We start from the raw sequence: 19529 nt of genomic DNA, 5'->3' as shown, positions 1-19529 counted from the left end.
CGATCTTTTGATCTTAAAAAACAACATCAAAAGATCGCAGCCTGCGGCAGCTCCTACAGGGAAAACGATTGTTCCGTCAAATTGTGGAAAACAAATCCGGCAAGCTACCAAAGCTCGACATAAAGACGCTGCAAATGGCTGTTTTTCCACAGTTTTGACTTGTCCCCGTTTGCTGTGGAGCTGGCTGTGAATAACGTGGGTGTATCTGGCTGCAGGCCTTGTAAGCCGTGGCTTGCAAAGGTGTGGTTGTTTTTTGATCAGACGCTTTTGCCTGAGCGAGAGGCGCCAATGTCAACCTTTTTATAAGGCTGATATCGCAGTCGATATGAAGTGCGCCTGCCTGTGGATAAGTCTGTGATTAAACTCTGGAAAGACCTCGCTAAGCAGCGTAATTGCTGGCCTCGCGCAATCACTGTGTCGACCGCTTGGTCGTGCAAAATGCCATGTCCCGCACATCTGCCGCTTCAGGGTCAAGCAAAAAACTTTCTATTTCCCCCGCAAAGCCTTGTACGGCGCGGCTTTGCGCGTTTCCACTTGCCCCCGGAAACTGTGGAAGGGACTGTGGATAACATGCGCGCACATGGCTACAGGCCACGCCCTGTATGGCGTTCCTACGGTTGATCATTTTTTGTTCGATCATGTAGGAGCTGCCGAAGGCTGCGATCTTTTGATGTTGTTTTTCAAGATCAAAAGATCGCAGCCTTCGGCAGCTCCTACACGGAGGCGGTGGTTGCCCGATATTCGCGGGCCGGGCATGCTGCTGGCTGATTTTCTATTCCAAGGGCTGCCTCGGTAGCCGAATCAAGGAGAACACGATGTCCAACACCCTGTTTATCACCGGCGCAACGTCCGGTTTTGGTGAAGCCTGCGCCCGTCGTTTCGCCGAGGCTGGCTGGAAACTGGTGCTGACCGGCCGTCGTGAAGAACGCCTTAATGCACTGTGCGCCGAATTGTCGAAGCAGACCGAAGTGCACGGTCTGGTGCTCGACGTGCGTGATCGCAAGGCAATGGAGGAGGCGATAGCCAATCTGCCGCCATCGTTCGCCAAGCTGCATGGCCTGATCAACAACGCCGGTCTGGCGCTGGGCGTTGATCCTGCGCCGAAGTGCGATCTGGACGACTGGGACACCATGGTCGACACCAACGTCAAAGGCCTGATGTACGCCACGCGTTTGCTGCTGCCGCGTTTGATCGCCCATGGCCGTGGCGCTGGCATCGTTAACCTCGGTTCGATCGCTGGTAACTACCCGTACCCGGGCAGCCATATCTACGGCGCGACCAAGGCGTTCGTTAAGCAGTTTTCGTTGAACCTGCGTTGCGACTTGCAGGGCACCGGCGTGCGCGTCAGCAACATCGAGCCGGGGCTGTGCGAGAGCGAGTTCTCGCTGGTGCGTTTTGCCGGCGATCAGGAGCGTTACAACGCGACCTACGCCGGTGCCGAGCCGATCCAGCCGCAGGACATCGCCGAGACGATTTTCTGGGTGATGAATACGCCGGCGCACATCAACATCAACAGCCTGGAGTTGATGCCGGTGAGCCAGACCTGGGCTGGCTTTGCGATTGAGCGTAACAAGGCCTGACACCGCGTTATCGTTCTTCGCGAGCAAGCTTTGCTCCTACGGATTTGTACGATGGTGTAGGAGCAAGGCTTGCCCGCGATGAGGCCAAATCGGCCAAAACACGGCGATAAGGTAAACTCCCCTCGCAACAACCCAACCGCACCCCGCGGTTTTCCAGGTTTTTCGAGGAGTCAAAGTGAGTAACCGAGGTGAGCAGTCGCTGCTCAAACAATCGACCATTCTGATGTTCGCCGTGGCGATCGCCGGGATCGTCACCGGTTTTGTTTCTGGTTCGCAATCCATCCTTTTTGATGGTTTTTTCTCGCTGATCGCTACCTTCATCAAAGTCCTGATGCTGATCACTGCCAAGTTGATCGCCAAGGAAAGCAATCACCGCTTCCAGTTCGGTTTCTGGCATCTGGAGCCGATGGTGCTGCTGATCGAAGGCAGTTTCCTGCTGTTGATCGCGATCTATGCGTTTCTCAACGGTGTGTTTGGCATCATCAACGGTGGTCGCGAGATCGAGTTGGGCTTGGTGATCATCTACGCCGCCGTGTTTACCGTGGTCGAGTTCGCCTATTTCTTCTACGTCCGACAGCGTAACCGCAAGCTCAAATCGACCCTGATCCAGTTCGACAACATCAGCTGGCTGGTGGACGCGATGCTGTCCGTAGGCCTGTTGATCAGTTTCCTCGCGGCACTGCTGCTCAAATCCCAGGGTTATGGGCAGTGGGCGGTGTATGTCGACCCGCTGATCCTGATCGTGCTGGCGCTGACCATGTTGCCGCCGGCGTTCAAGATTCTTGGGCCGGCGTTACGCGATGTATTGGGCATCGCCCCCGACACGCTGGATGATCAGGTGCGTCAGGTGATGGAAGAGGCGAAGGCTGAGCATGGTTTCGACGATTACGTGTCGTACGTGCAGAAGCACGGACGGGCGCGGTTTATCGAGATTCATGTGGTGTTGCCGGCGGACTATGCACTGAGCCATGTCGGGCAGCTGGACGCGTTGCGCGAGGAAATTTCGGCGAAGCTGGGCAAGCCGGATGCAGCGCGGTGGCTGACTATCAGCTTTACCGGCGACAAGAAGTGGATTGCCTGATGTAACCCTGATTGCTGTTGAGAATAGATTTGTGATGCAGGGGATTTAGGTAGAGAAGGGATTTACTGTAGAGAAGGGATTTATTGTGGCGAGGGGATTTATTGTGGCGAGGGGATTTATCCCCGATGGGCTGCGCAGCAGCCCCGCTCTTTTTTCAGGGCCGCTACGCGCCCCATCGGGGATAAATCCCCTCGCCACAGTAGATCTCTTCCACCCAGTAAATCTGTTTTGCCATGAGATCAGCGCAAATATTCATCCAGGCCGCTATAGCACGTCGCAAGGTGATACGGCGTGGTCGAAGGCATGTCCTTGCGACTCACCTCACCCTGCTCATCCCGGCATTCATGCCAGCCACCCGCATGCAGAAACCGCTGCTGCAACGCCTGCAACTGACGCAACACCACCGCCTCGCTGCCCTGACGCAACGTCAGCGCGCGCAAATATTCCGCCTGCGCCCAGATTCGTTGAGTCGAATCCTTCGGCTGCCCATCCTGCCGCAGATCGAGCATCGCCCGCACCGCGCCTGACGGCTGTTCCACGCCATGCTGCTCAGTAAACGCAAACGCGCGATCCAGCGCCGCATGCAGTTTCGAGCCGCGCAGCAACGGCGACGACTCGAGCAGGAAATACCATTCGAACTGATGCCCCGGCTCGTACCAGTTATCCACAGCCCCCAGCGGTTTCTCCATCAACACGCCATGTTGCGGATCGACGAAGCGCTTGTGCATGGCTGTGCATAACTCCAGCAACGCGGTTTGGGTCTGGGCATCTTCGCGAACGGCGAGCGTGGCGAGGAACGCTTCGGCCAGGTGCATCAACGGGTTTTGCAGCGGGCCGGTTTCCAGGGTGATCCAGTCGCGATTCAGGCACGCCTCGTACAACCCATCACCGGTGGCAAAGCGCCGGCCAATGATTTCCAGCGCCGCATTCAGCGTCGACTCGACCAGCGGATCGCCGGATTTGCCCCAGTAGTGCGCGCAGGCAAAAAGGATGAAGGCGTGGGTGTAGAGATCCTTGCGCTGATCCAGCGGCTTGCCCTGCGCATCGATGCTGTAGAACCAGCCGCCGTGGTCGGCATCGTGAAAGTGCCGTTGCAAGGAGCGGAACAGCGCCGCCGCGCGAACGTCAGCGTTATCCACAACCCCGATCAGACTGGAGAACAGATACAACTGCCGCGCGCAGGCCATCGCTCGGTAGCGTTGCGGTGGCAAGGGTTGATGCGTGGCGTCCAGCGCCTCATAGGGCAACGCCATGTCGGCGTTCCAGCCCGGGCCTTGCCAGAGGGGCACGATCACGTTGACGAAGTGCTGTTGCACAGCGCCGAACAGGGCGGTCAATTCAGGCAGGGAGGTGGAGCGGGAAGCGTGGGGCATGGGCGGGCGTCGTCACGGGCTGGGGCGATTGCGCGACATGGTAGCAGAGAGCATCGGTTGGGTGACGACCCTGTAGGAGCTGCCGCAGGCTGCGATCTGTTGATCTGGCTTTATAAAGTCAAAAGATCGCAGCCTGCGGCAGCTCCTACAGGAGATCAGCCGTTTAGCCGGCCAGCAGCCAGGCGCCGGTGATTGCCGAAGCCGCACCTGCAAGACGAACCAACGGCGCAGCAGCCTGAGGCAGAAAACGCACCAGCGCATAACCCGCCGCATGCAACACCGCCGTAGCCGCCACAAAACCCGCCGCATACGCCCACGGGTTACTCATATCAGGCAATTCCAAGCCATGTGCCACACCATGGAACAACGCAAACACCGCCGTCGCCAGCACCGCCATCATCAACGGCGGACGCACGGCCAATGCCACCGCCAGACCCAGCGCCAGCACCGACGCAGCAATCCCGCTTTCCAGCGCCGGCAGTTCCAGCCCTTCAAACCCGAGCAGGCCGCCAATCAGCATGGTGCCGACAAACGTGCACGGCAGCGCCCAGCGTGCCGCGCCTTGTTGCTGCGCCGCCCACAAACCGACGGCAACCATCGCCAACAAGTGGTCGAGGCCACCAATCGGGTGGCTGATACCGGCGATCAAACCACTGTCGCCGTGGCCCGGGTGGGCGAAGGCCAGCGCCGGGGTCAGCAGCAGCGCAACCGCGCCGAGAATGCGTTTAAGTGTCATGAATAAGCTTCCTTGTTGATAACTAAATCAGGCTGCGGTCAGCAGGCCCTGGCGTTCGATGAAGGCGATGATGGCTTCCAGACCCTGACCGGTTTTCTGGTTGCTGAAGACGAACGGCTTGCCGTTGCGCATGCGTTTGGTGTCGCTGTCCATCATTTCCAGCGAGGCGCCCACCAGCGGCGCCAGGTCGATCTTGTTGATCACCAGCAGATCGGATTTGCAGATCCCCGGCCCGCCCTTGCGAGGCAGCTTGTCGCCGGCGGAAACGTCGATCACGTAAATGGTCAGGTCGGACAGTTCCGGGCTGAACGTCGCCGACAGGTTATCGCCGCCCGACTCGACGAGAATCAGATCGAGCCCCGGGAAGCGCCGGTTCAGTTGATCGACCGCTTCAAGGTTGATCGAGGCGTCTTCGCGGATTGCCGTGTGCGGGCAGCCGCCGGTTTCCACGCCGATGATCCGCTCCGGCGCGAGGGCTTCATTGCGCACGAGGAAATCGGCATCTTCGCGGGTGTAGATATCGTTGGTGACCACGGCGAGGTTGTAGCGCTCACGCAGGGCCAGACACAGGGCCAGGGTCAACGCGGTTTTGCCGGAACCGACCGGGCCGCCGATGCCGACGCGCAGAGGTTGTGTGTTCATGAATGTTTCTCCTAGGAGCGAAAGAGGCGGCTGTACTGGCGCTCGTGGGCCATGCACGCCAGGGACAGGCCGAACGCGGCGCTGCCGATGTGTTCGGGATTGATTCGGGTCGCGTCCTGCTGTGCCTGTTGCAGTAACGGCAGCAATTCGCTGGTCAGGCGCTGGGCGGCTTGCTGGCCCAGCGGCAGGGTTTTCATCAGCACCGCGAGCTGGTTTTCCAGCCAACTCCACAGCCACGCGGCGAGGGCGTCTTGCGGGCTGATGCCCCAGGCGCGTGCAGCCAGCGCCCAGCACAAGGCCAGATGCGGTTCAGTGCGTTGATCGAGAAAATCACGGGCAGGCGCGTCGAGCTCCGGCAAACCGTTGAGCAATTGCTGCAACGAGTAGCCCATCTGCCGGCTCTCCAGATGCAACTCGCGGGTCTCGCGGCTGGCGCGATGGCTTTCACAGAGGATCAGCAACTCGCTCCAGTTTTCATCCGCCGCTGCCTGGCAATGCGCGAGCAACAATGGCGCCTCAAAGCGCGACAGATTCAGCAGCAACTGGTCACTGATCCAGCGGCGGGCGTCGTCCGGGTTTTTCACCCGGCCGTTATCCACCGCCATTTCCAGGCCTTGCGAATAGCTGTAGCCGCCAATCGGCAACTGCGGACTGGCCAGGCGCAGCAGCGCCCAGGCCGGATTCACAGGCGGACGCCGAACTGATGGAGTTTCGGCGCGTAGTTGAAGTCTTCGTCGCCGTGTCGTGAATGGTGGTGGCCGCCGCCATAAGCACCATGTTCCGGCTGGAACGGTGCTTCGATGGCTGAAACCTGCGCGCCCAATTGTTCGAGCATCGCCTTGAGTACGTAATCGTCGAGCAGGCGCAGCCAGCCGTCACCGACCTGCAGGGCGACATGGCGGTTACCGAGGTGATAAGCGGCACGGGTCAGTTCGAAGGCGCTGGCGCAGGTGACGTGCAGCAACTGCTCGGGGCGGGCGCAGACGCGGACGATGCGGCCGTCTTCAGCCTGTAGGCATTCGCCGTCATACAGCGGCGGCTGACCGCGCTCCAAAAACAACCCGACGTCTTCACCTTCAGCACTGAAACAGCGCAGACGGCTTTTGCTCCGCGCTTCGAAGGTCAGGTGCAACTCGGCGGCCCAGACGGGTTGAGGGTCGATTCTGCGGTGAATCACCAGCATCGGGAAACTTCCAGCTATGGACAATGGTTGCTCTAGAGCAAGGGGCTTGCCAATCGGACGAGATGTAGGAAATCCCTGTCGGAGCGCACTGGATGTTTCAAGATGTTGCGGGGATTTGGAAGGTTTTGGTGCATGAAGGTTTTTACATGCACCAATTTGCAGCGGGCAAAAAAAGATCGCAGCCTTCGGCAGCTCCTACATGAAACGCAATCTCTGTAGGAGCTGCCGAAGGCTGCGATCTCTTGATCTTTACTCGGTACTGCCCAGGCCCTGCCAATGCTTCAGGCCGATAAAGATAAAACGCAGCTGCTGAGTGATCTTCGCCTGTGGCGTCAGATGCTCCGGCAGCGCTTCGGCGGGCGGGTCGATGATGTCGGGGAGGGTGGCGAACACCGATTTGACGATCAGATCAGCCATCACACTCAGGCCATCGGCATCGAGATGCTGGAGCTTGGGCATCATCGTCAGATCCGATGCAAGGTCGGAGCTGATGTTTTCGCGCAACCGACCAATGGCTTGCCGCACCGGCAGCGAACCACCGTATTGCTCGCGGGCGAGAAACAGAAATTGCGAGCGATTAGCGCTGACCACATCGAGAAAGATCCGCACCGAGGCATCGATAATGCCGCCCATGACGAATTCGTTGTGGCGTACCAGGCGGATGGTTTCGCGGAAGGTCTGACCGACTTCGCTGACCAGCACCAAACCCAGTTCGTCCATATCGGCAAAATGCCGGTAGAAACCGGTGGGCACGATCCCGGCGGTTTTGGTCACTTCGCGCAGGCTCAGGCTGCCGAATCCTCGGCCGCTTTCCATCAGGTGGCGGGCAGCGTCCATCAAGGCGTTGCGGGTCTGTTGCTTCTGTTCGGCGCGGGGCAGCATCGCAGAGTGTGTTCTTCGGCGGGACAAGCGCCGCACTCTAGCAAATCGGCTTTATCGGCGTCGAACGGCAGGACGGTGCAGCGGGGATTTTTGCGGGATGTTTTACCGGGGCCTGAAAAGTCAAAAGCCCAATCCGTCGATTGGGCTTTTTTTCTGGGCCACCATGGGCTCAGCTCACAGCGCTGTTGCGTTCGATCACACGATCACCACCACCTTCGGCAACAGCCTGGCCTTGTGGGGTTTTGTCGTAGCCGTCTTCAACCAGGCCTTTTTCTTCGAGGCGGTTGCGACCGTTTTCGGCGACAGCCTGACCTTGAGGGGTTTTGTCGTAGCCATCTTCGACCAGACCTTTTTCTTCCAGGCGATCACGACCGCCTTCTGCTACAGCTTGACCCTGTGGAGTTTTGTCGTAGCCGTCTTCAGCGAGGGAGCCTTTGGTGTGGTCGGAGCCGTCGGCAGCAACGGTCTGGCTGAACACCGAGTAGCTGGTTTTTACTTGTGGCGTGGCTTGTTCGGCGGCAGGCAGAGCGAAAGCAGTGCTGGCCAGCATCGAGAGGGTAAGGCTAAGCAGTAATTGGCGTTTCATGATGGGTTGCTCCTTGGGAGGGCGATAAAGTGGGTACGAGGGCAATGCTACTCTCGATAAGTCGATATAAAAGTTCATAAACGCAATGGTAATAATCAACAGAATTGATTGTTCTGGCGGGAGGCTCTAGATCGGGCCTTTCAGAGCATCGGTTTTGCACCGAGGTGGGTATTTTCGACCCACTCGCGCCTCGCAAAAGTGCGGGTCGCGGTAACGCTGTTCGACTGATCGGTCAGAATTCGCCCGGGTTTTTCCGTCTTAATCGGCTTTTCGGTTAAACCTGCGGGCCTTTTGCCAGTCACAGTTTTCATAGGGGCCGCTTTGGCCCGCCGTTTCAGCCTTTCACCGTGTTTTGGGTGAGGGGTCGTGATCAGGAGTTTTGTGCATGACGCGCACTGGAAAAATCTTCAGCTGGACCTTCGCCATCCTCGTGCTGCTACTGGCCGTGCTGGTATTGATCATCGTGTTCTTCGACTGGAACCGGATCAAACCGCCGCTCAACGCCAAAGTCTCGGAAGAACTGCACCGACCGTTTGCCATCAATGGCAACCTCGCGGTGATCTGGCAGCGCGAGCCGGATGAAGGCGGCTGGCGCGCCTGGGTGCCGTGGCCGCATGTGGTTGCCGAGGATTTGAGCCTGGGCAATCCGGACTGGTCGAAGAAACCGCAGATGGTCACCCTCAAACGTGTCGAACTGCGCATCTCGCCACTGGCGCTGCTGGCGCAACGCGTGGTGATTCCGCGAATCGACCTGACCGAGCCCAACGCCGATCTGCAACGGCTGGCGGATGGTCGCGCCAACTGGGTGTTCAAGTTTGATCCCAAGGATCCGAATGCTGAACCGTCGAGCTGGGTGGTCGACATCGGCGCCATCGGTTTCGACAAGGGTCACGTCACCCTCGATGACCAGACCCTGAAAACCAATCTCGATGTGCTGATCGATCCGCTGGGCAAGCCGATTCCGTACAGCGACATCGTTGGCGACAAAGCGGCGAAAACCGCGCAGGACAAGGGCGGCGCGCCGCAGGACTACGCGTTTGCGCTCAAGGTCAAAGGCCAATACCACGGCCAGAACCTTACTGGCCAGGGCAAGATTGGCGGCTTGCTGGCCTTGCAGGACGCGAGCAAACCGTTTCCGCTGCAAGCCCAGGCGAAGATCGGCGACACCCGCATCGAACTGGCCGGCACCCTGACCGACCCGATGAATCTCGGTGCCCTTGATCTGCGCCTGAAACTGGCCGGCGACAGCCTCGGCAATCTCTATCCGCTGACCGGCGTCACGTTGCCCGATACGCCACCGTATTCCACCGACGGTCATTTGATCGCCAAGCTGCATGACGCCGCTGGAGCGAAATTCACCTACGAAAAATTCAACGGCAAGATCGGCAACAGCGACATCCATGGCGACCTGACTTACGCCGCTACCCAGCCGCGACCAAAACTCAGCGGTGCGCTGGTTTCCAATCAACTGCTATTCGCCGACCTTGCGCCGCTGATCGGCGCGGATTCGAATGACAAGCAAAAGGCCCGTGGCGGCGACAGCAAGCAACCGGCGGATAAAGTGCTGCCGGTCGAGGAGTTCAAGACCGACCGCTGGCGCGCGATGGATGCCGACGTCGAGTTCACCGGCAAGCGCATCGTCCACAGCGAGAAGCTGCCGTTCAATGACCTCTATACGCATCTGGTGCTCAACGACGGCGAACTGAGCTTGCAGCCGCTGCGCTTCGGCGTCGCTGGCGGCAATCTCGATGCACAAATCCGTCTCAACGGCCGCACCGAACCGATGGAAGGCCAGGCCAAACTCACCGCGCGCCGCTTCAAGCTCAAAGAGTTGTTCCCGACCTTTGAACCGATGAAGACCAGTTTCGGTGAGCTGAATGGCGACGCCGATATCAGCGGTCGCGGCAACTCGGTGGCGAAATTGCTGGGCGGCGCCAACGGCAAGTTGAAGATGTTGATCAACGACGGCGCGATCAGCCGTGAATTGATGGAGCTGGCCGGGCTTAACGTCGGCAACTACGTGGTCGGCAAGATCTTTGGCGACAAGGAAGTGAAGATCAACTGTGCGGCGGCGGACTTTGACATCAAAACCGGTCTGGCGACGACGCAGCTGTTTGTTTTCGATACCGAGAACGCGATCATTTATATCGATGGCACGGCGAACATGGCCACCGAGCAACTGGATCTGACGGTGACCCCGGAATCGAAGGGCTGGCGTTTGATTTCCCTGCGTTCGCCGCTGTACGTGCGCGGCAAGTTCATCAAGCCGGACGCCGGGGTTAAACCAGTGCCGTTGCTGTTGCGCGGTGCGGGGATGGTGGCATTAGGCGTGATTGCGGCACCGGCGGCGGGGTTGCTGGCGTTGGTGGCGCCGAGTGGTGGCGAGCCGAATCAGTGTGCGCCCCTGCTGGAGCAGATGAAGGAAGGGAAAGCCCCGGTAACGGTTAAACCCACTAAATAAGGGCAAGATCAAAAGATCGCAGCCTTCGGCAGCTCCTACGCCGATCGTTCCCACGCTCTGCGTGGGAACGCCTCTACGGACGCTCCGCGTTCGGCATTAAAAAGGCACGGAGAGCGTGCCGGGCTGCATTCCCACGCGGAGCGTGGGAACGATCAGTTAATGCATTCTCATGTAGGAGCTGCCGAAGGCTGCGATCTTTGTGCTTTTGTTGCGGCCTCTTCGCGAGCAGGCTCGCTCCTACATTGGAATGCATTTCAAATGTGGGAGCGAGCCTGCTCGCGAAGGCGATTTATCGGGTTTAGAGGTCGTTCAGGATGTCGGCCATGTCATCGGCGTGCTCTTCTTCCTGCGCGAGGATGTCTTCGAAGATGCGCCGTGTGGTCGGGTCTTTCTCGCCGATGTACTGAATGATCTCGCGGTAGCTGTCGATAGCGATCCGCTCAGCGACCAGATCCTCGTAAACCATCTCTTTGAGGGTGTTCCCTGCCACGTATTGCGCGTGGGACATTTTCGACAGCAGGTCGGGATTGAACTCAGGCTCGCCGCCCAATTGCACGATGCGCTCGGCCAGACGGTCGGCGTGCTCGGCTTCCTGGGTGGCGTGCTCGAGAAATTCTTCGGCAGCCACATGGGCTTTAACGCCGTTGGCCATGAAATAGTGGCGCTTGTAGCGCAACACGCAGACCAGTTCGGTGGCCAGCGATTCGTTGAGCAAGCGCAGCACCTCCTCACGGTCAGCGCTGTAGCCTTCAGTTACAGCACCGTTCTCGACGTGTTGGCGCGCACGTTCGCGCAGTGTTTGAACATCTGACAGATGCAGGTCGTCGCTCATTTCGATCTCCAGGAGGCTAATCCGATGGGCGCCACGTTCTGCGGCCGTGGTCGCTACCCAAGTTGTGAGTCATGAGCGAAGCAAAAAGTTTTATGCAATTTGCGGCGTCCTCGGCGTCAGCCCCGACAACGCCGCCTCCTCGCGCAACCACGCAAAAAATGCGCGCACCGGCGGATGTCGTTCGCGGCCCGGCACACACAACGCGCTATACCCGGCGCCATCCACCACAACGTCGGCTTTGTAAGGCACCAGCAGACCACTGGCGACACTTTCCGAGACCAGAATATTGCTCGCCAGCACCAGGCCTTGCCCGGCGATCGCCGCTTGCAGGGCGTAATGTTCTTCGTCGTACTCGCGGTTCGCCGGCGACTGTTTGAGCCAGTTTTCGCCAGCCTTTGCGCACCACGCTTGCCAGCCATGGGCGTAGAGCTTCGAGTTATGCCAATGCACGCTGATCAATGTTGGCGTGCGCCGCGCGGCCAGTGCCACTTGCTCCGGTGAGCCGTAGACGCCGAAGGATTCATCGAACAGGCACAAGCCATACAGGTTCGGATAGTCGTCGAGGCTGTAACGCAGCACCAGATCGACGCTGGCGTCCTGATGCAAATCGATGACCTCGCAGTGGGTATCGAGGCGCACGTTGATGTTCGGATGCTGCGCATAAAAACGCCCGAGACGCGGCACCAGCCATAACGCTGCAAACGCGGCCGTGGTCGACAACGTCAGGCTGCTGACGCTGCGTTGCGGGCGCAGGGTGTCGACGCTTTGCGCCACTTCCAGCAACGCGCCGTGCAGGCTGCGAAACAATCGCTGGCCACCCTCGGTCAGGCGTACTTGGCGCGGCAGGCGTTCGAACAGAGCAAGCCCGAGCCAGTCCTCCAACGCACGAATCTGATGGGAAATCGCCGTCGGCGTCACCGACAACTCTTCGGCGGCCGCTTTAAAGCTCAACAAACGTGAAGCAGATTCGAAAGCGCGCAGGGCGGTCAGCGGCAGCGAGGCGAACATTGAAAACTCCACGGATGAAATCAATTCATCCCGACTGATTTTTGCTCATTTGTTTAGACGTAATGGCGAGCTTCAAGCTGGAAGCCACAAGCCGTTTGATTCTAGTCCGGAGAATGTACAGATGAGCAAGATTCTTGTGCTGCATGCCAGTCCCCGTGGTGATCGTTCCACTTCGCGCCGTCTGGCGGAAAGTTTTCTCAGCGCCTGGCAGGTGCGCCATCCGCAGGCTCAAGTCACTCGCCGTGAAGTCGGGCGGGCATTGATTCCGGCAGTCAACGAAGCGTTCGTCGCCGCAGCGTTTTACCCCGAGCCCGACAACCGGCCTCTGTCGATGCAGGCCGATCTGGCGCTCAGCGATCAACTGGTCGGCGAATTGTTCGATCATGATCTGCTGCTGATTTCCACGCCGATGTACAACTTCAACGTACCCAGCGGGCTCAAGGCCTGGGTCGATCAGATCGTGCGGTTGGGCCTGACCTTCGATCACACGCTGGACAACGGCGTCGCCCAATACACGCCGCTGTTACAGGGCAAGAAAGCCTTGATCGTCACCAGTCGCGGCGGATTCGGCTTCGGCCCCGGTGGCGAACTGGAAGCGCTGAACCACGCCGATCCATGGCTGCGCACGGCGCTGGGTTTCATCGGCATCAACGATGTCAGCGTGGTCGCCGCCGAAGGTGAAGAATCCGCCGAACGCAACTTCGCGGTGTCGGTGGCCGAGGCCGAGCAGCGTTTGCTCGACCTTGCCCGGGAGTTCTAGGTGGCCTGGGTGTTCCTGCTGATCGCTGCCGGTTTTGAAGTCACCTTCGCCATGGGCATGAAGTACGCCGAAGGTTTCACCCGGCTGTGGCCGTCGCTGATCACGGTGATCGCGGCGATCGGCGGGATTTACTTTCTGACTTTGGCGATGCGCGAGTTGCCGGTGAGTATTGCTTATCCGATCTGGACGGCCATCGGCTCGCTGGGCACGGTGTTCCTCGGTTTTGCCTTGCTCGGCGAGAGCCTGACGCTGGTCAAACTGCTGTCGGTGGGGCTGATTGTGGCGGGGGTGGTGGGCCTGAAGTAGGCTGGTCGATGAGTTGTCATCATCAGGGAGGATGCTTGGCGGGCGTTTTGCAGGCCTTGCATCCACTCACCGACCACAAGGATGTTTGCCCATGTCCACGCGTTATCCGCTGGTGCTGGTTCCGGGCATGCTCGGGTTTGTACGTTTAGTGCTCTATCCGTATTGGTACGGAATCATCAAAGCCTTGCGCCGTGGTGGTGCGACGGTGTTCGCGGTTCAGGTGTCGCCGCTCAATTCGACTGAGGTGCGGGGCGAGCAACTGCTCGCGCGTATCGACGAAATCTTGCGCGAGACCGGCGCGCAGAAGGTCAACCTGTTCGGCCACAGTCAGGGCTCGTTGACGGCGCGCTATGCCGCGGCGAAACGCCCGGATCTGGTGGCGTCGGTCACGTCGGTGGCGGGTCCCAATCATGGGTCGGAGCTGGCGGATTATCTGGAAAAACATTACCCGGCGGACAGCGCCAAGGGGCGTCTGCTTGAGGCGTTGCTACGGCTTTTCGGGTGGCTGATGGCGGTGCTGGAGACCGGTTATCGCGGGCCGGGATTTCCGGTGGATATCCATGCTTCGCACCATTCGCTGACCACCGCGGGCGTGGCGCTGTTCAACCAGCGTTATCCACAGGGCTTGCCGCAAACCTGGGGCGGGCATGGGCCGGAAGAGGTTAACGGCGTGCGTTATTACTCGTGGTCGGGGACGTTGCAGCCGGGCAAGACCGATCGCGGCGGCAATCTGTTTGACGGAACCAATCGCAGTTGTCGCTTGTTCGCGAAAACCTTTGTGCGCGAGCCGGGGCAGTGCGACGGGATGGTCGGGCGGTACAGCTCGCACCTTGGCACGGTGATTGGCGATGATTATCCGCTGGATCATTTCGACATTGTTAACCAGTCGCTGGGGCTGGTGGGCAAGGGCGCGGATCCGGTGCGGTTGTTTGTTGAGCACGCGGCACGCCTTGAGGCAGCGGGGCTTTAGGGGCGAACAACAAGATCAAAAGATCGCAGCCTGCGGCAGCTCCTACATGATGTTGAGGCGTTCACATAATTTGTGTCCGACACCCAACCTGTAGGAGCTGCCGCAGGCTGCGATCTTTTCCATCAGGCAACGCTGATTCGATGGCCTAGCACGGTGGTCCAACGCTCAGAAAGTATCACCCCACCCAACGTCAGCAACCCGCCCACCAAGTGATACATCGCCAACTGCTCCTTCAACACCACCGCCGCAATCAGCGCAGTAATCAATGGCAGCAAATTAAAGAACAACGTCGTCCGGCTCGGCCCCAGGCGTTGCACCGCCTGCATCCACGCCAACGGCGCAACCATAGAAGCCAGCAGGCACGCATACAACACCAGCGGAGTGTTCTGCAGGGTCAAACCGGTTTTCGGCGAAGCGACGTACAGCGGAAACAACACGACAATCGCCACCAGCACCTGCAAATACAGCAACACCAGCGGCGGTAAGCGCAGCTGCCATTTCTTCAGCAGCGTGCTGTAAATCGCGTAAGCCAGCGTCGCGATCAACATCATCGCATCGCCCATGTTCAGGCCGTGTTGCAGCAACGCGCCAAGGCTGCCCGACGACACCACCACCAGCACGCCAGCAAACGACAGCACCGCGCCGACCAGCGCACCGGCGGTCAGACGTTGACCGAGGCTGATGATTGCCATGGCCAGCGACATCAAAGGCATCAGCGACAAAATGATGCCCATGTTGGTCGCGGTGGTCAGGGTTGCGGCGAAGTAAGCGAGGCTCTGATACACCGCCATACCCAGCACACCGAGGACAAAAATCTTGCCCAGGTTCGGACGAATCTGCGGCCAGTGCGCGATCACCGCTTTGAGCATGAACGGCGTGAACAACAACCCGGCGAGCAGCCAGCGATAGAAACCGATCTCGGCGGGGAAAATCGCCCCGACCGCCAGTTTGTTGATCACGGTATTGCCGGCCCAGATAAAAATCGCCAGCAGCGGAAACGCGTATTGCATGAGTTGAAACCAGTACGTTGATGAGTCGCAATTATCCCTTGTCTGGATGCAGGCCTATACTTCGAACCGGACAACCTGCCTCTGAAACCGGACAGCATGAACAGTAAACACATCGATCTACTGGATTTCAGCGAGCTGCCGTCGGCGGTGTACTTCCGTTATGCCGATTTCAACACCCACGAATTCGCCGCGCCGCACCGCCATCCTTGGGGCACGCTGGAATACGCGGCGCACGGCGTGCTGCACATGGACGTCGACGGCAGTCGCTTCATGTCGCCGCCGCAGTACGCGGTGTGGGTGCCGCCGCAGGTCGAGCACAGTTTTTACAGCCATCAACCGGTCAACTATCGCGCGGTGTGTCTGGATCCCAAGGTTTGCGCCGATCTGCCCCGACGCGCCTGCACGCTGGCGATCAGCGACATTCTCAAAGCGATTCTCAAGGACTTCGCCGCACGCGATGTGAAAATTCCTCAACTCGATGCCGATCAACGACTGGCGCAGGTGTTGGTTGATCAACTGCAACAGGCGCCGGTGCACGAGTGTTATCTGCCCTACGCGAGCAGCCCGGGTTTGCTGGCGATCCTCGAAGCGTTGCAGGCCGAGCCTGGCAACAACCAGCCGCTGGCGCATTGGGCGGCGCAAGTGCATGTCAGTGAGCGCACGTTGGCGCGTCAGTTTGTACGGGAACTGGGGATGAGTTTCGGCGAGTGGCGTCAGCGTCTGCGTTACCTTGCGGCGATCGAAGCGTTGGAGGGTCAGCGTAGCGTTCAGGAAATAGCCTTTGATCTTGGCTATAGCAGTGGCTCGGCGTTTATCGCCATGTTTGCGCGACAGGCGGGCTGCACGCCGGAGCAGTATCGACGCAGCCACTGGGAAGGCAGGAAGGTGTAACAAGCTTTGACTACACTCCTGCAGAGGCCGCACCCATCGGTGCGGCGACAAGGAGAAAACTCCATGAAGATGTTGCGTGTGCCTTTGTTGATGATTGGTTTGCTCCTGTGTTCCCAGGGCTTCGCCGCCACGGCGCAGCAAAACAAAATGACCACCTGCAATGCCGATGCGACCGCCAAGAGCCTCAAGGGCGATGAGCGCAAAACCTTCATGAGTACTTGCCTCAAGGCAACGCCTGCGGCTAACGACGGCAAGCAACTGACCCCGCAGCAGCAAAAAATGACCACCTGTAACGCCGATGCGAAAACCAAAGCGCTGACCGGCGATGCGCGCAAGGCGTTTATGAGTGATTGCCTGAAGAAAAAATAAGAGCAAAAGATCGCAGCCTGCGGCAGCTCCTACCTGAGACCGCGATCCTGTAGGAGCTGCCGCAGGCTGCGATCTTTTCGGCGCGACGAGGCACCCGGGCCTGTACTCGCTTCGGCGCCGGAACGCTGGCAGACTGCCCATCCTTTTACGCCGTTCGTTTTGAGGCTGTATGCCAACGTTTTCTGAGCGTCATGTAGTGTTCTGGGTCAGTTGCATCATCATTTTCGGCGGTTTGCTGCTGGTGCTGCCGCTGCGCTTGTTGCCGAGCCTGCTCGCCGGCTTGTTGGTGTTCGAGCTGGTCAACATGCTCACCCCGCAACTGCAACGGCTGATCGAAGGCCGCCGCGCGCGCTGGCTGGCGGTGGCGTTGCTGGGGACGTTGGTGGTCAGTGTGCTGGCGCTGCTCTTTGCTGGTGCGATCAGTTTCCTGCTGCACGAAGCGGAAAACCCCGGTGCCTCACTGGATAAATTCATGGGCGTGGTTGATCGTGCGCGCGGGCAATTGCCGCCGTTCATCGACGCCTATCTGCCCGCTAGTGCCGGTGAATTCCGTGTAGCGATCGGCGAATGGCTGAGCAAGCATCTCTCCGAACTGCAACTGGTCGGTAAAGACGCCGCGCACATGTTCGTGACGCTGCTGATCGGCATGGTGCTCGGCGCGATCATCGCCCTGCAGCGCGTGCCGGACGTCACCAAACGCAAACCGCTGGCGGCGGCGCTGTTCGACCGTCTGCACCTGCTGGTTCAAGCGTTTCGCAATATCGTCTTCGCGCAGATCAAGATCGCCTTGCTCAACACCTTCTTCACCGGGATCTTCCTCGCGGTGATCCTGCCGATGTTCGGCGTGAAGCTGCCGTTGACCAAAACCCTGATCGTGCTGACCTTCCTGCTCGGTCTGCTGCCGGTGATCGGCAATCTGATTTCCAACACGCTGATCACCATCGTCGGCCTGTCGCTGTCGATCTGGGTGGCGGTGGCGGCGTTGGGTTATCTGATCGTTATCCACAAGCTCGAATACTTCCTGAATGCGCGCATTGTCGGCGGGCAGATCAGTGCCAAGTCGTGGGAGTTGCTGCTGGCGATGCTGGTGTTCGAGGCCGCGTTCGGCCTGCCGGGGGTGGTGGCGGGGCCGATTTATTACGCGTATTTGAAGAGTGAGTTGAAGCTGGGTGGGATGGTTTAACAGCAGCTTCGAGTTGCAAGCTTCAAGCTACAAGTAAAAGCAGAAGCCAGAGCCGCAGAGGCTCTTGCTTTTGCTCTTACTTGCCGCTTGCCGCTTGCCGCTTAAAGCTTGCAGCTGCCGTTAAACGCCATAGCGTTTGCGGGCTTCAATCGCCAAACCACTACCAATGCTGCCAAAGATATTCCCTTCAACATGCCGCGCATTCGGCAGCATTGCCGAGACGCTGTTGCGCAGCGCCGGAATCCCGCTCGAACCACCCGTGAAGAACACCGTATCGACCTGATCGACCGCCACTCCGGCATCGTTCAACAGCTGCGTAACACTGCCGCGTACCCGCTCCAGCAGCGCATCGATCGCCGATTCAAACAGCGCGCGGCTCAGTTCCACGCTCAACCCGGCCTCGATTCGATCCAGCGGCACATGGCGACTGTCGGTGTGGGTCAGCTGGATCTTGGTTTCTTCGACTTCCATCGCCAACCAGTGGCCGGCGCGTTGTTCGATCAACTTGAACAGGCGATCGATACCGCCGGTGTCTTCGATGTCGTATCGCATGCTGCCCAGCGCCAGGCTGGATTTCTGCGAATACACCGAGTTGATGGTGTGCCAGGTCGCCAGGTTCATGTGGTGGCTGGTTGGCATGTAGGCGCCGCTCTTCATCCGGCTGCCGTAGCCGAACAGCGGCATCAGGCCTTGCAAGCTCAGCTGTTTGTCGAAGTCGGTACCGCCGATGTGCACGCCACCAGTGGCGAGGATGTCGTCGTGACGGTTATCGAAACCGCGACGCTCGGGCGACAGGCGCACCAGCGAGAAGTCAGAGGTACCACCGCCGATGTCGACGATCAGCACCAGCTCTTCTTTTTCGATGGTCGACTCGTAGTCGAAGGCCGCAGCGATTGGTTCGTACTGGAACGACACTTCCTTGAAACCGATCTTTTTGGCTACGTCGACCAAAGTGTCTTCAGCTTCCTGGTCAGCCAGCGGATCGTCATCGACGAAGAACACCGGACGACCCAGCACCACTTGCTCGAATTCCCGACCAGCGGCAGTTTCGGCGCGGCTCTTCAACTGACCGATAAACAGGCCGAGCAAGTCCTTGAACGGCATCGCCGTGCCGAGAACGCTGGTGTCGTGCTTGATCAGCTTGGAACCGAGCAGGCTTTTCAACGAGCGCATCAGTCGGCCTTCATAGCCTTCCAGGTACTCGTGCAGCGCCAGACGACCGTAAACCGGGCGGCGTTCCTCGATGTTGAAGAAGACCACCGACGGCAGGGTGATCTTGTCGTCTTCCAGCGCGATCATCGTTTCCATGCCGGGGCGCAGCCAGCCGACGGTGGAGTTGGACGTGCCGAAGTCGATGCCGCAGGCACGGGCTGGAGAGGCGTCTTTCATGTCTTTCGGTTCCGGTCAAAAAAACGGCCGCGCAGTGTATGTCAGTGCGCGCCAGAATCGAAGGCCGGTCATCAGCTATTTCGCGACTAAACTGGTTGAAAATCGCAGCTTCGCCCCAAACTTGCTGGCATGGGCCGGCAGAACCACCGGCGGTCACAAGAACCGCCGTCCACTGCCGATAAACTTCTGCTGCGCCACCCGGTCACAACTTTGAGATCGGTCAACCTGGCACGCGCGAATCGGCGCATGCTTGGCAACGGCGCGAAATCGATAACGGATGGTGATTC

The 19529-nt window shown here is 59.2% G+C and carries 21 protein-coding genes; 10 read left to right on the top strand and 11 right to left on the bottom strand.

The features are described 5' to 3' along the window. Positions 1–815: 815 nt before the first annotated feature. Together ACP3TY_RS22575 and ACP3TY_RS22570 are read left to right on the top strand one after the other, a co-directional pair. Positions 816–1580: an SDR family oxidoreductase gene (locus tag ACP3TY_RS22575; RefSeq protein ID WP_426618530.1), complete on the top strand. Its 765-nt coding sequence runs from the start codon at positions 816–818 to the stop codon at positions 1578–1580. Between the two features lie 175 nt (positions 1581–1755). After that, positions 1756–2661: a cation diffusion facilitator family transporter gene (locus ACP3TY_RS22570; RefSeq protein WP_282358704.1), complete on the top strand. Its 906-nt coding sequence runs from the start codon at positions 1756–1758 to the stop codon at positions 2659–2661. A 239-nt stretch (positions 2662–2900) separates the two neighbouring features. Here ACP3TY_RS22570 and ACP3TY_RS22565 read toward each other — a convergent pair whose 3' ends face one another. From ACP3TY_RS22565 to ACP3TY_RS22535, 7 genes are all read right to left on the bottom strand, one after another. Then, entirely contained in the window at positions 2901–4034 is a 1134-nt protein-coding gene (locus tag ACP3TY_RS22565) for an AGE family epimerase/isomerase (RefSeq protein ID WP_426618529.1), read from the bottom strand. 163 nt (positions 4035–4197) lie between these two features. Further along, positions 4198–4770 carry a HupE/UreJ family protein gene (locus ACP3TY_RS22560; protein ID WP_426618528.1) on the bottom strand — a complete coding sequence of 191 codons (573 nt, stop codon included), beginning with the start codon at positions 4768–4770 and terminating at the stop codon, positions 4198–4200. Between the two features lie 27 nt (positions 4771–4797). Further along, complete coding sequence (gene ureG, locus ACP3TY_RS22555; protein WP_053116815.1) at positions 4798–5412, bottom strand: urease accessory protein UreG; 615 nt, start codon at positions 5410–5412, stop codon at positions 4798–4800. Between the two features lie 11 nt (positions 5413–5423). Then, complete coding sequence (locus ACP3TY_RS22550; RefSeq protein WP_426618527.1) at positions 5424–6098, bottom strand: urease accessory protein UreF; 675 nt, start codon at positions 6096–6098, stop codon at positions 5424–5426. Continuing rightward, a complete protein-coding gene (gene ureE, locus ACP3TY_RS22545; RefSeq protein ID WP_400648074.1) occupies positions 6095–6595 on the bottom strand; it encodes an urease accessory protein UreE in 501 nt (166 codons plus the stop codon). The genes ACP3TY_RS22550 and ureE overlap by 4 nt, the downstream gene beginning before the upstream one ends. A 249-nt stretch (positions 6596–6844) precedes the next feature. After that, entirely contained in the window at positions 6845–7477 is a 633-nt protein-coding gene (locus ACP3TY_RS22540) for a TetR family transcriptional regulator (protein WP_053116818.1), read from the bottom strand. A 169-nt stretch (positions 7478–7646) separates the two neighbouring features. After that, positions 7647–8063: a hypothetical protein gene (locus ACP3TY_RS22535; protein WP_426618526.1), complete on the bottom strand. Its 417-nt coding sequence runs from the start codon at positions 8061–8063 to the stop codon at positions 7647–7649. Positions 8064–8448: 385 nt separating this feature from the next. Between ACP3TY_RS22535 and ACP3TY_RS22530 the strand changes: the two genes are divergently transcribed. Next, positions 8449–10524 (top strand): AsmA family protein, encoded by a 2076-nt coding sequence (locus tag ACP3TY_RS22530; protein WP_282358888.1) that lies wholly within the window; start codon positions 8449–8451, stop codon positions 10522–10524. Positions 10525–10822: 298 nt separating this feature from the next. Here ACP3TY_RS22530 and ACP3TY_RS22525 read toward each other — a convergent pair whose 3' ends face one another. Together ACP3TY_RS22525 and ACP3TY_RS22520 are read right to left on the bottom strand one after the other, a co-directional pair. Continuing rightward, positions 10823–11356 carry a ferritin-like domain-containing protein gene (locus ACP3TY_RS22525; RefSeq protein ID WP_053116821.1) on the bottom strand — a complete coding sequence of 178 codons (534 nt, stop codon included), beginning with the start codon at positions 11354–11356 and terminating at the stop codon, positions 10823–10825. A gap of 90 nt (positions 11357–11446) precedes the next feature. Next, positions 11447–12376: a LysR substrate-binding domain-containing protein gene (locus ACP3TY_RS22520; RefSeq protein ID WP_426618525.1), complete on the bottom strand. Its 930-nt coding sequence runs from the start codon at positions 12374–12376 to the stop codon at positions 11447–11449. A 109-nt stretch (positions 12377–12485) separates the two neighbouring features. Here ACP3TY_RS22520 and ACP3TY_RS22515 point away from each other — a divergent pair, with 109 nt between their 5' ends. The 3 genes from ACP3TY_RS22515 (at position 12486) to ACP3TY_RS22505 (ending at position 14400) form a co-directional block, all read left to right on the top strand. Further along, positions 12486–13124, top strand: coding sequence for an FMN-dependent NADH-azoreductase (locus ACP3TY_RS22515; RefSeq protein ID WP_159815238.1), 639 nt, complete (start codon positions 12486–12488; stop codon positions 13122–13124). After that, on the top strand, positions 13125–13430 hold the full coding sequence (locus ACP3TY_RS22510) for a DMT family transporter (protein WP_053116824.1): 306 nt from the start codon (positions 13125–13127) through the stop codon (positions 13428–13430). A 91-nt stretch (positions 13431–13521) separates the two neighbouring features. Continuing rightward, positions 13522–14400 (top strand): esterase/lipase family protein, encoded by an 879-nt coding sequence (locus ACP3TY_RS22505; RefSeq protein ID WP_426618524.1) that lies wholly within the window; start codon positions 13522–13524, stop codon positions 14398–14400. Between the two features lie 122 nt (positions 14401–14522). On the opposite strand, the gene ACP3TY_RS22500 is transcribed toward ACP3TY_RS22505, so the two are convergent. After that, complete coding sequence (locus tag ACP3TY_RS22500; protein ID WP_426618523.1) at positions 14523–15410, bottom strand: DMT family transporter; 888 nt, start codon at positions 15408–15410, stop codon at positions 14523–14525. 96 nt (positions 15411–15506) lie between these two features. Here ACP3TY_RS22500 and ACP3TY_RS22495 point away from each other — a divergent pair, with 96 nt between their 5' ends. From ACP3TY_RS22495 to ACP3TY_RS22485, 3 genes are all read left to right on the top strand, one after another. After that, positions 15507–16301, top strand: a complete 795-nt coding sequence (locus ACP3TY_RS22495) for an AraC family transcriptional regulator (RefSeq protein ID WP_426618522.1) — start codon at positions 15507–15509, stop codon at positions 16299–16301. 63 nt (positions 16302–16364) lie between these two features. Further along, positions 16365–16670, top strand: a complete 306-nt coding sequence (locus ACP3TY_RS22490) for a PsiF family protein (protein WP_053116829.1) — start codon at positions 16365–16367, stop codon at positions 16668–16670. Between the two features lie 169 nt (positions 16671–16839). After that, positions 16840–17853, top strand: coding sequence for an AI-2E family transporter (locus ACP3TY_RS22485; protein ID WP_008084262.1), 1014 nt, complete (start codon positions 16840–16842; stop codon positions 17851–17853). A 120-nt stretch (positions 17854–17973) separates the two neighbouring features. Here the strand turns inward: ACP3TY_RS22485 and ACP3TY_RS22480 are convergent, their stop codons facing one another. Continuing rightward, on the bottom strand, positions 17974–19242 hold the full coding sequence (locus ACP3TY_RS22480) for an Hsp70 family protein (RefSeq protein ID WP_426618521.1): 1269 nt from the start codon (positions 19240–19242) through the stop codon (positions 17974–17976). On the opposite strand from ACP3TY_RS22480, the gene ACP3TY_RS22475 reads away from it, so the two are divergent. Continuing rightward, positions 19241–19456: a hypothetical protein gene (locus tag ACP3TY_RS22475; protein ID WP_053116832.1), complete on the top strand. Its 216-nt coding sequence runs from the start codon at positions 19241–19243 to the stop codon at positions 19454–19456. The genes ACP3TY_RS22480 and ACP3TY_RS22475 overlap by 2 nt on opposite strands. The last annotated feature ends 73 nt before the right edge of the window (positions 19457–19529 follow it).

The organism is Pseudomonas rustica (assembly GCF_049959085.1).
GTDB lineage: Bacteria > Pseudomonadota > Gammaproteobacteria > Pseudomonadales > Pseudomonadaceae > Aquipseudomonas > Aquipseudomonas rustica.
This window is presented reverse-complemented; position numbering and strand designations above follow the sequence as displayed.